This window comes from Xanthomonas sp. SHU 199, assembly GCF_000364665.1.
GTDB classification, from domain to species: Bacteria; Pseudomonadota; Gammaproteobacteria; order Xanthomonadales; family Xanthomonadaceae; genus Xanthomonas_A; species Xanthomonas_A sontii.
The window spans coordinates 1-11,110 of sequence record NZ_AQOI01000379.1 but is presented as its reverse complement, the minus strand read 5'-3'; the positions used below and the strand labels follow the sequence as shown (position 1 = coordinate 11,110).

The window sequence follows — 11,110 nt, the reverse complement described above, 5'->3', positions numbered from 1 at the left end:
GATCGGCGGGCGCATCGGCCGCGCGCGGGTGACCCCCGGCGCGCTGGTCACCGCCAATCAGACCGATGCCATCGCCAAGATCCAGCAACTGGATCCGATGAACGTGGACATCACCCAGTCCGGCAATCAGTTCCTGGCGCTGCGCCGGGCGATCGCCGCCGGAGGCGTGCAGCCGGCCAGCACGCAGGTGCGGCTGACCCTGTCCGACGGTACCGCGTATCCGCTGCCGGGCACGCTGGAGTTCGCCGACCTCGACGTGGAGGAGACCACCGGTGCGGTGACCCTGCGCGCGCGTTTCCCCAATCCCGATGCGCAACTGCTGCCGGGCATGTATGTGCGCGCGCTGGTCGGGCAGGGCGTGCGCCAGCAGGCGCTGCTGGTGCCGCAGGCGGCGGTGGACCGCACCCCGCGCGGCGAGGCGGTGGCCTGGGTGGTGGGCGCCGACGACGTGGTGCGCCAGCGCGAGTTCACCACGCTGCGCGCGGTCGGCGACCGCTGGCTGGTCGGCGATGGCCTCAAGCCCGGCGAGCGGGTGGTGGTGGCGGGCCGGCAAGGCCTCAGCGACGGTGCCAAGGTGACGGTGAAGACCGCCGCCGCCGCGGCCGCGCCTGCCGCCGGCCAGGGCTGAGCCGGCATGCTGCCGCGTTTCTTCATCCACCGCCCGATCTTCGCCTGGGTCCTGGCCATCTGCATCATGGCCGCCGGCGCCATCGCCGTGTTCACCCTGCCGATCGAGCAGTATCCGGACATCGCGCCGCCGTCGGTCAACGTCACCGCCACCTACAACGGCGCCTCGGCGCAGACCGTGGAGGACAGCGTCACCCAGGTGATCGAACAGCAGATCAAGGGCATCGACCACCTGCTGTACTTCTCCTCGACCAGTTCCTCGTCGGGGCAGGCGCGGATCAGCATCACCTTCGACCAGGCGGCCAATCCCGACATCGCCCAGGTGCAGGTGCAGAACGCGGTCAACCAGGCGCTCAACCGCCTGCCGCAGGAAGTGCAGCAGCAGGGCGTGACCGTGGCCAAGTCGCAGGGCGACAGTCTGATGGCGGTGGCGATCTACGACCGCACCGACCGCATGGACAACGTCGACATCTCCGACTACTTGGTCAGCACCCTGCAGGACCCGATCAGCCGCATCAACGGCGTCGGCGAGATCAACGTGTTCGGCGCGCAGTACGCGATGCGGGTGTGGCTGGATCCGCACAAGCTCAACGCCTACCAACTGATGCCCGGCGACGTGCGCAGCGCGATCCTGGCACAGAACACCCAGGTCACCGCCGGCGAACTCGGCGCGCTGCCCACCGGCGCCGAGCAGGAACTCAACGCCACGGTCACCGCGCAATCGCGGCTGCAGACGCCCGAGCAGTTCCGGCAGATCATCCTGGCCACGCGCGCGGACGGTTCCAGCGTGCGCCTGGGCGATGTGGCGCGGGTGGAGATCGGCGCGGAGAACTACCAGAACAACGCCACGCTCAACGGCCACCCGGCGTCCGGCTTCTCGGTGACGCTGTCGGCCGGCGCCAATGCGATCGCCACCTCCGACGCGATCCACGCCACCATCGAACGGCTCAAGCCGACCTTCCCGCCGGGCCTGGACGTGGCCTATCCGCGCGACAGCACGCCGTTCGTGCGCATCTCGATCGAGAACGTGGTGCACACCCTGGCCGAGGCCATCGTGCTGGTGGTGGTGGTGATGTTCCTGTTCCTGCAGAACGCGCGCGCCACGCTGATCCCCGCGATCACCGTGCCGGTGGTGCTGCTGGGCACCTTCGGCATCCTCGCCGCGGCCGGCTTCACCATCAACACGCTGACCCTGTTCGCGATGGTGCTGGCGATCGGCCTGCTGGTCGACGACGCCATCGTGGTGGTGGAGAACGTCGAGCGGATCATGCATGAGGAACACCTGCCGCCGCGCGAGGCCACCGAGCGCTCGATGGGCGAGATCACCGGTGCGCTGATCGGCATCACCGTAGTGCTGGGCGCGGTGTTCCTGCCGATGGCGTTCTTCGGCGGCTCCACCGGCATCATCTACCGGCAGTTCTCCATCACCATCGCCTCGGCGATGGCGCTGTCGGCGCTGGTCGCTCTGACCCTGACCCCGGCGTTGTGCGCGACCCTGCTCAAGCCGGTGGAGCAGGAGCGCAAGCTCGGCCGTTTCTTCCAGTGGTTCAACCGCAGCGTCGAGCGCGGCCAGCAGGCCTACCAGCGCCGCCTCGGCACGGTGCTGCAGCGGCCGCGGCGCTGGCTGGCGCTGTATGCACTGGTAGCGCTGGCGATGGTGGTGCTGTACATGCGCATGCCGACCGGCTTCCTGCCGGTGGAGGACCAGGGCCAGGTGCAGATCCAGTTCACCACCCCGGAAGGCACGCCGCTGGCCAAGACCCAGGCGCTGGGCAAGCGCATCAGCGATTACTTCATGACCCACGAGAAGGCCAATCTCACCGCGATCTTCATGGTGGTCGGCCGCAACAACGCCGGCACCGGGCAGAACGCCGGCCAGGCCTTCGTGGCGCTCACGCCGTGGGGCGAGCGCAACCGCGACAACACCGCGCAGGCCATCATCGACCGCGCCAACGCACATTTCCGCGTGGTCAGCGACGCCAAGATCAGCGTGCTGTCGCCGCCGGCGGTGCGTGGTCTTGGCCAGTCCAGCGGCTTCGAACTGTGGATCCGCGACAGCGACGGCGCCGGCCGCGCGGCGCTGCTGAAGGCGCAGCAGCAGGTGCTCAAGGAGGCCGGCGACGATCCGCAGCTGACCGCGGTGCGGCTCAACGGCCTGGGCGACAAGGCGCAACTGCAGGTGGACATCGACCACGCCCAGGCCAGCGCGCTGGGCCTGGCGCAGAGCGACATCAACGCGACCCTGGCCACTGCCTGGGGCGGCAGCTACGTCAACGACTTCATCGACCGCGGCCGGGTCAAGCGCGTGTACGTGCAGGGCGATGCGCCGTACCGCGCGCTGCCGGAGGACATCGCGCAGTGGTACGTGCGCGGCAGCGGCGGGCAGATGGCGCCGTTCGCCAGTTTCGCCAGCACCCACTGGACCCGCGGCCCGCAGCTGCAGCAGCGCTTCAACGGCCTGCCGGCATCGCAGATCCAGGGCGGCGCGGCGGCCGGCAGCAGTTCCGGCGAGGCGATGCAGCGAATGCAGGCCCTGGTGGCCAAGCAGGAGGGCTTCGATCTGCAATGGAGCGGGCTGTCCTACCAGGAGCAGTTGTCCAGCAACCAGACGCTGTGGCTGTATACCGCCTCGATCCTGTTCATTTTCCTGTGCCTGGCGGCGCTGTACGAAAGCTGGTCGATCCCGGTGGCGGTGCTGCTGGTGATTCCACTGGGTGTGGTCGGCACCGTGCTGGCGACCACCCTGGCCGGCTTCGTCAACGACATCTACTTCCAGGTCGGCCTGCTGACCACGATCGGCCTGTCGGCGAAGAACGCGATCCTGATCGTCGAATTCGCCGAGGCGCGGCAGCGTGCCGGACGACCGTTGCTGGAGGCGACGCTGGAAGGCGCTCGGCTGCGCCTGCGGCCGATCGTGATGACCTCGCTGGCGTTCGTCGCCGGTGTGCTGCCGCTGGCGCTGTCCACCGGCGCCGGCGCCTCCAGTCGCCGCGAGATCGGCGTGTGCGTGATCGGCGGCATGGTCACCGGCACCGTGCTGGCAGTGTTGCTGGTGCCGTTGTTCTTCGTGCTGGTGCGCGGCCTGTTTCGCGGGTCCGCGCGGCAGGACGCGAGCGCAGCGGCGGCGTAAGTCGTAGACCGACGAGGCGGCTCCGCGACGCGGTGCCGCCTTGCGACTAGACTTTGCGTTCCCCCACGCCATACGACTGTGCGATGAACGATTCCTCCTGCTGCGGCGCGCCCAGCGACGCACCGGCCCACTGGTCCGGCCGCATCCGCGATATCGCCGATTTCCCGAAGCCGGGCATCGTGTTCAAGGACATCACCCCGCTGCTGGCCGACGGCCCGGATTTCGCCTCGGCGCTGGACGAGATGGCGCGTCCGTGGCGCACCACGCCGCTGCAGGCGGTGCTGGGCATCGAGTCGCGCGGCTTCATCCTGGGCGCGGCGCTGGCGCACGAACTGCGCACGGGCTTCGTGCCGGTGCGCAAGCCGGGCAAGCTGCCGGGCAGGACGGTGACCCAGGAGTACGCGCTGGAGTACGGCAGCGACCGCATCGAAATGCACGCCGATGCGCTGCCGGCCGGTTCGCGCGTGCTGCTGGTCGATGACGTGCTCGCCACCGGCGGCACCTTGCGCGCGGCCCTGGCGTTGGCGCAGCAACTGGAACTGGAAGTGGTCGGCGCCGCGGTACTGGTGGAACTGCAGGCGCTGCGTGGACGCGATCGCTGGAGCGAGACCTTGCCGCTGCTTGCGACGCTGACGTACTGAGCACGGCCACTGCTCCTGGCAGCGCAGGTGGCGCGGCCGGGGATCGACGCATTGGGCACGGCCGCGGCGCACATGCGTCGTGGCGATCGCGCATGGCGCGGGCGATGCCTGACGCCGCAACCGCAGGCGCCGTGTCAGGTCGGGTAGATCACCGTTTCCAGGCTGGGGTCCGCATGCGCTGCGGCATGGCTTAGGTGGCCATCGAACGGACCGACCTTGCAGATCCGGCCGTCGTCGGCGAACACCAGTTGCAGTCCGTGTTCGGCTTCCCAGTCGCAGTTGCATTCCAGGCTGATGCGCAGGCGGCCGTCGCGGTAGCGGCGTAGATACGCCTCGCTGCCGAACTGCACGTGCGCCCACACCTCGGCGGGGTCGGCGATGTCCGGCGAAGGCCATCCGTATTTGGCGCACAGCGCCTGCGTGTGACGGTAGTAGGCGAACACGTGCGGCGCCGCCGCGTCGAAGACCGCGGCATCGAGTTGCAGGAAGGTCTCGATGGCGGGCGCCGCGTCGACCGGAACGTCGGCAGGCTCGCAGCCCACCAGCACGAAGCAGCAACTGTCGCGCATCCACGGGACCGGCACCGCCTCGCTCCACAGGTTGCCGTCCTCGTCCGGTTGCAGCGACGCCAGGACCTGCTGCGCCGCGCTCACAGCTTGGCGACCCGGAAGCGGCGGCCCTTGATCTTGCCGGCCTGCAGCTGCGCCAGCGCCTTGCCGGCGTGGGCGCGGGCGATGGCGACGTAGGAGCGGGTGGGGTAGATGGCGATCTTGCCGATCGCCGCGCCGGACAGCCCGGCATCGCCGGTCAGCGCGCCGAGGATGTCGCCGGGACGCAGCTTGTCGGTCTTGCCGCCGTCGATGCGCAGGGTGACCATCGCCGCCTGCGGCAGCTGCGCCGGCCGTGCGGTAGCCAGCGGCGCGCGCGACCAGCGCAGCGGCTGGCCCTGCTCGGTTTCCAGCGCCTGCGCGCGCGCGGTCTCGCGCGGCGCCACCAGGCTCAGGGCCAGGCCGTGCTTGCCGGCGCGCGCGGTGCGGCCGATGCGGTGGCGGTAGGTCTCGGTGTCGGTCGGCAGTTCGTAGTTGATCACCGCCGCCAGGTCTTCCACGTCCAGCCCGCGCGCGGCCACGTCGCTGGCGACCAGCACGTTGCAGCTGCGGTTGACGAAGCGCACCAGCACCTCGTCGCGGTCGCGCTGTTCCATGTCGCCATGCAGCGCCAGCGCGGAGAAGCCGAACTGCTGCAGCGAGCCGGCGACCTCGTCGACCTCCTTGCGGGTGTTGCAGAACACCACGCTGGACTCGGGGGTGAAGCGCAGCAGCAGGCCGGCCACCGCCTTCTGCCGGTAAGTCGGGTCGACCTCGAAGAACTGCTGGTCGATCTCCGGCGCGCTGTCGGCGCCTTCGACGGTGATTTCCGCCGGTTCCTTCAGCAGGTCCCGCGCCAATGCGCGGATTTCCTCGGGAAAGGTGGCCGAGAACAGCAGGCTCTGCCGGTGCTTGTCGCAACGACTGGCGATCTCGCGGATCGGCTCCTCGAAGCCCATGTCGAGCATGCGGTCGGCCTCGTCCAGCACCAGCGTGCGCACCCCGCCCAGGTGCAGCGCGCGCTTGCGTGCCAGTTCCTGGATGCGGCCGGGCGTGCCGACCACCACCTGCGGGTCGTGCGCCTCCAGCGAGGCCAGTTGCGGCGCCAGCGGCATGCCGCCGGTCAGCACCACCAGTTTCATGTTGGGAATGCCGGTGGCCAGCTTGCGCAACTGCTTGCCGACCTGGTCGGCCAGTTCGCGGGTCGGGCACAGCACCAGCGCCTGCGCGCGGCTCAGCGCCGGATCCAGCTTGTGCAGCAGGCCCAGGCCGAACGCCGCGGTCTTGCCGCTGCCGGTGGGCGCCTGCACGATGACGTCCTGGCCGGCCAGGATCGGCGGCAGGCTCTGCGCCTGCACCGGGGTCATGCGGGTGTAGCCGAGTGCGTCGATGCCGGGCGCGAGCGCCGGGGAAAGGGAGAGGGTGGCGAAATCGTTCATGCGGCATTTTAGCTGGTGGGGCCGGGACTCGGGACCCGGGACCCGGAACGTCAACAGCAAAAGGGCATTTCGACTCGCACGACGCGCCGCTTTTTGCTTTCCGGGTCCCGGGTCCCGGGTCCCGTACAATACGGCATGCCTCTTATCACTCTGCAGAACCTCGACTACAGCGTCGGCGGCCCCTTGCTGCTGGAAAAGACCGACCTGTCGATCGAGCCGGGCGAACGCATCGCCCTGATCGGCCGCAACGGCGCCGGCAAATCCACCCTGATGAAACTGATCGCCGGCGAGCTCAAGCCCGACGACGGCGAGGTCCGCGTGCAGCAGGGCGTGCGCATCGCCCGGCTGGAGCAGGAGGTGCCGCACGGCGCTGCCGGCAGCGTGTTCGACGTGGTCGCCGACGGCCTGGGCGAGCTCGGCCATTGGCTGGCCGAGTTCCATCGGCTCAGCCATGCCGCCGAATTCGACGGCGATGCGCTGGGCGCGGTGCAGTCCAAGATCGATGGCGCCAATGGCTGGGCCCTGGACCAGCGGGTCAACGAGACCCTGACGCGGCTTGAACTGGACGGCGACGCCGAGTTCGCGCGGCTGTCCGGCGGCATGAAGCGCCGCGTGCTGCTGGCGCGCGCGCTGGTCTCGGCGCCGGACCTGTTGTTGCTGGACGAGCCGACCAACCACCTCGACATCGAGGCCATCGACTGGCTGGAAGGCTTCCTCAAGGGCTGGAACGGCAGCGTGGTGTTCGTGACCCACGACCGGCGGTTCCTGCGTGCCCTGGCCACGCGCATCGTCGAGATCGACCGCGGCCAGGTCAGCAGTTGGCCGGGCGACTGGGCCAACTACGAGCGCCGCCGCGAGGAGCGGCTCAATGCGCAGGCGCAGGAGAACGCGCGCTTCGACAAGCTGTTGGCACAGGAAGAAGTGTGGATCCGCCAGGGCATCAAGGCCCGGCGCACCCGCGACGAGGGGCGTGTGCGGCGGCTGGAAGCGATGCGCCGCGAGCGCACCCAGCGCCGCGAACTCGGCGGCAACGTGCGCATGGAGGCCGCGCAGGGCGAGTCCTCCGGCAAGAAGGTGATCGAGGCCAAGGACCTGAGCTTCGCCTTCGGCGCGCGCAGCATGGTGCGCGACTTCTCCACCACCATCCTGCGCGGCGACCGTATCGGCCTGATCGGCCCCAACGGCAGCGGCAAGACCACGCTGCTGAAGCTGCTGCTGGGCGAACTGACCCCGGACCACGGCGAAGTGCGCGCCGGCACCAATCTGCAGGTGGCGTACTTCGACCAGTACCGCGCCACGCTGCGCGAGGACTGGAGCGCGATCGAGAACGTGGCCGAGGGCCGCGACTTCATCGAGGTCAACGGCAAGCGCAAGCACGTGCACGCCTACCTGCAGGACTTCCTGTTCACCCCGGAGCGTGCGCGCGCGCCGATCACCCGCCTGTCCGGCGGCGAGCGCAATCGCCTGCTGCTGGCGCGGCTGTTCGCGCAGCCGTCCAACCTGTTGGTGATGGACGAACCGACCAACGACCTGGACGTGGAAACCCTGGAGCTGCTGGAAGAACTGCTCGGCGACTACAGCGGCACGCTGTTGCTGGTCAGCCACGATCGCGACTTCATCGACAACGTGGTGACCTCGACCATGGTCATGGAAGGTGACGGCCGCATCGGCGAATACGTCGGCGGCTACAGCGACTGGGTACGCCAGCGCCCGGCAGCGCCGGCCAGCGCGATGGCGGTGGCCAAGGCCTCAGCCACCGCCGCGGCGACCACGCCGGTGGTGGCGACTGCAGCGGCCCCTGTACCCGCGCCGGTCAAGCGCAAGCTCAGCTACAAGGACGCGCGCGAACTGGAGCAGTTGCCGGCGCGGATCGAAGCGCTGGAACAGCAGGTCGCGGCGCTGACCGAGGCGATGGCCGACCCGGCGTTCTATCAGCGCGACGCGGCGGCGGTGACCGTGCACACCCAGGCCTTAAGCCAAGCGCAGGCGGACCTCGATGCGGCGTATGCGCGGTGGAGCGAGCTGGACGGTTGAAGAGCCGGGGCTCGGGACAAACACCCTGGGCCTGCGGCGGCAACGAACACGGCGGCCGCTTTGCCGAGATCAAAGACCGGATGCGTGGGCATTGGGGGGATCGCGTCGGGGCTGAAGCCCCTCCCACAGGGGGGGCATGTGCGGTGGCCTGTTGTGCGAGCGGTTCTCGGCGCAGCGCGGTCAGGTCAATCCGACTCGGCGGGTGCTTCCGCTTCCTCGCTGCCGCCCACGAACGCGACGAAACTAACGCCGTCCTGCGCCCACTCGCGGGCGACGTCGTCGAGGATCTCCAGCAGCACGTCGAAGGCCGGCTGCGCCACCGCCTGCAACTGCCCGGCGTCCTCCAGCAGCAGCGCGTAGCCGCGCGGGGAGGGTAGCCAGGACAGGTCGCGCAGGCCGTCGGTCAGCGCGTCCCAGTTGCGTCCGAAGCCGGGCGGGAAGTCGAGCTGCGCGGCCAGCCGCATCAGCAGCATGGCCTTGCCGGTGCAGCCATGCAGGTCGATCCGGCACAGCCGCAGGCCGGCGTCGCGGGCCAGGGCGGCGACGCTGTCCAGGTCGCGGTTGGCGACGCGGTAGACGCCGGAGGCGGCCGGCTCGGCCAGGTTCAGCGCGAACGGGAAGCCGCTCATCGCGCCGGCCCCGCGCCACCGACCTGGAAGCTGCGGAAACTGTCGTAGTGGTCGTCGCTGTAATACCAGACTTGCGGCGGCGTGCCGCCGGTGACGATGCGGCGCGTGCCGCGATGCGACAGTCCGGGCGTATCGACGGTGTACTCGCGGTAGTAGCCGCGCGGTTGCGCCGGCAGGCGGTTCTCGCGGTTGCCGAACACGCTGCCGTCCTGGCGATGCGGGAACGGGCCGCCGCGCTGGATCAATGCCACCGTGGCGCGGGCTTCGGGCGGCAGGAATGCGGGCAGCTCCGGCGTCGCGGCATCCGATGCCGCGGCTGCCTTGCCGGGCGCGGTGTACGGCGCCTGTGCGGCCGCGTCGAGCGAGGGCGCGAATTGCTGGTGCTGCGGATGCTGCAGCCCGCGGATGCCCCACAGCCCGCCCACCAGCAACACGATGGCGGCGATCAACAGCACGGGCTTGCGCATGGACTCTCCTGCAGGAACGGCGGCGGCGCGCGGCATGGCGCCATCGCGCACAGTATGGGCCGGCCTGCCTGTTCCCGCTCTAAACGCCGCCGGTCACGGTGGTGACGCGTGCGATTCACATCCGACTAACCGGGGCGTGGGGCATGGTAGGCGCCGATTCGCAAAGCCGGCCGGCACCGCCACAGCGGGATGGGACGATGTTTCCCCAGCCGCGCCCTTGGTAAGGTCGCCGACCGTCCCTACCATTGCTCACGCAACGCTCGTCCTTTCGACGGCGAAAGTCCAGGAGAACCGCATGGCCTACACCCTCCCCAAGTTGCCCTACGCCTACGACGCGCTGGAACCGCACATCGATGCGCAGACGATGGAGATCCATCACACCAAGCATCACCAGACCTACATCAACAACGTCAACGCCGCGCTGGAAGGCACCGAGTACGCCGACCTGCCGATCGAGGCGCTGGTGTCCAAGCTGAAGTCGCTGCCGGAGAACCTGCAGGGCCCGGTGCGCAACAACGGCGGCGGCCATGCCAACCACTCGCTGTTCTGGACGGTGATGGCGCCGAATGCCGGCGGCACCCCGAGCGGCGACGTCGGCAAGGCGATCGACGCCGAACTGGGCGGCTTCGACAAGTTCAAGGACGCCTTCACCAAGGCAGCGCTGACCCGTTTCGGCAGCGGCTGGGCCTGGCTGAGCGTCACCCCGGACAAGAAGCTGGTGGTCGAGAGCACCGCCAACCAGGACAGCCCGCTGTTCGAAGGCAACACCCCGATCCTGGGCCTGGACGTGTGGGAACACGCCTATTACCTGAAGTACCAGAACCGTCGTCCGGACTACATCGGCGCGTTCTTCAACGTGGTCGACTGGAAGGAAGTGGAGCGCCGCTACCACGCCGCGATCGGCTGATCGCGCGTCAGCGCTGCACCATGAAGAAGGCCGGGTTCGCCCGGCCTTTTTTCGTGTGGATGCCCGGCATAAGCGCTGGAAGTGCGGGTGGGGCGTGGCTGCCAGGTTGGTACGCTGCCCTCGCGCGCGTGACCAGCGTGCTTCGGCAGCGATGGCGGCCTATGCCGCATTGGCCGCCGCTTGCGCCGCTGCGTCGCCAGGGCGCGCTAAACCTTTGGCGTGCAGGCGCAGGAGCGGCTTCAGAGCAGCTCTGCCAACGACGAAAGACCACTGGCAGCAGCGGCTTCAGCCGCGATGGGCGTTACCGGGAATGCTTTGTCGCGGCCGAAGACGCTCCTGCAGATGACGCTGTGCGTGACGAAAGCAGGGAATCGGCGATGCCCGATCGTTCCGGTCCGATGGCATGCCGATGCCGATCCATCCCCATGCGCCGCATCGCAAGGCGCTGATCGCACGGCGCGCGAACGTGCCCAGCCTGCCGTCCGCTATGGCGCCGGTTGCAGCGATGTCGGTATCGGGTCCAGCGGTTGCAGCGCCATCAGCAGGCCGCGCGTACCGGCCACGGGCAGGTCGGGCGCCGGCGCGAGCAGGCGTGCGCCGTGCAGCGGGCGGAAGTGGCCGCGTTCGAAGAACACGTGGTCGGCGGCCG

The 11,110-nt window shown here is 69.4% G+C and carries 9 protein-coding genes; 5 read left to right on the top strand and 4 right to left on the bottom strand.

The genetic code is table 11. The features are described 5' to 3' along the window. The 3 genes from D183_RS24650 to D183_RS0112670 all read left to right on the top strand — a co-directional run. Positions 1-628 (top strand): efflux RND transporter periplasmic adaptor subunit (locus D183_RS24650; protein WP_017909321.1); only part of this gene is annotated, 628 nt, incomplete at its 5' end. Between the two features lie 6 nt (positions 629-634). Beyond that, positions 635-3,757, top strand: coding sequence for an efflux RND transporter permease subunit (locus tag D183_RS0112675; protein ID WP_017909320.1), 3,123 nt, complete (start codon positions 635-637; stop codon positions 3,755-3,757). Positions 3,758-3,840: 83 nt separating this feature from the next. Continuing rightward, complete coding sequence (locus D183_RS0112670; RefSeq protein ID WP_017909319.1) at positions 3,841-4,398, top strand: adenine phosphoribosyltransferase; 558 nt, start codon at positions 3,841-3,843, stop codon at positions 4,396-4,398. Between the two features lie 134 nt (positions 4,399-4,532). Here the strand turns inward: D183_RS0112670 and D183_RS0112665 are convergent, their stop codons facing one another. Then, positions 4,533-5,051 carry a DUF6985 domain-containing protein gene (locus D183_RS0112665; protein WP_017909318.1) on the bottom strand — a complete coding sequence of 173 codons (519 nt, stop codon included), beginning with the start codon at positions 5,049-5,051 and terminating at the stop codon, positions 4,533-4,535. Beyond that, on the bottom strand, positions 5,048-6,424 hold the full coding sequence (gene dbpA / locus D183_RS0112660) for an ATP-dependent RNA helicase DbpA (protein WP_017909317.1): 1,377 nt from the start codon (positions 6,422-6,424) through the stop codon (positions 5,048-5,050). The genes D183_RS0112665 and dbpA overlap by 4 nt, the downstream gene beginning before the upstream one ends. Before the next feature lie 135 nt (positions 6,425-6,559). On the opposite strand from dbpA, the gene D183_RS0112655 reads away from it, so the two are divergent. Next, positions 6,560-8,458 carry an ATP-binding cassette domain-containing protein gene (locus D183_RS0112655; RefSeq protein WP_017909316.1) on the top strand — a complete coding sequence of 633 codons (1,899 nt, stop codon included), beginning with the start codon at positions 6,560-6,562 and terminating at the stop codon, positions 8,456-8,458. 185 nt (positions 8,459-8,643) lie between these two features. Here D183_RS0112655 and D183_RS0112650 read toward each other — a convergent pair whose 3' ends face one another. After that, entirely contained in the window at positions 8,644-9,087 is a 444-nt protein-coding gene (locus D183_RS0112650; protein ID WP_017909315.1) for a barstar family protein, read from the bottom strand. Then, complete coding sequence (locus D183_RS0112645) at positions 9,084-9,554, bottom strand: ribonuclease domain-containing protein (protein WP_017909314.1); 471 nt, start codon at positions 9,552-9,554, stop codon at positions 9,084-9,086. Before D183_RS0112645 ends, D183_RS0112650 begins: the two co-directional genes overlap by 4 nt. 295 nt (positions 9,555-9,849) lie before the next feature. Here D183_RS0112645 and D183_RS0112640 point away from each other — a divergent pair, with 295 nt between their 5' ends. Further along, a complete protein-coding gene (locus D183_RS0112640) occupies positions 9,850-10,461 on the top strand; it encodes a superoxide dismutase (RefSeq protein ID WP_010340242.1) in 612 nt (203 codons plus the stop codon). The last annotated feature ends 649 nt before the right edge of the window (positions 10,462-11,110 follow it).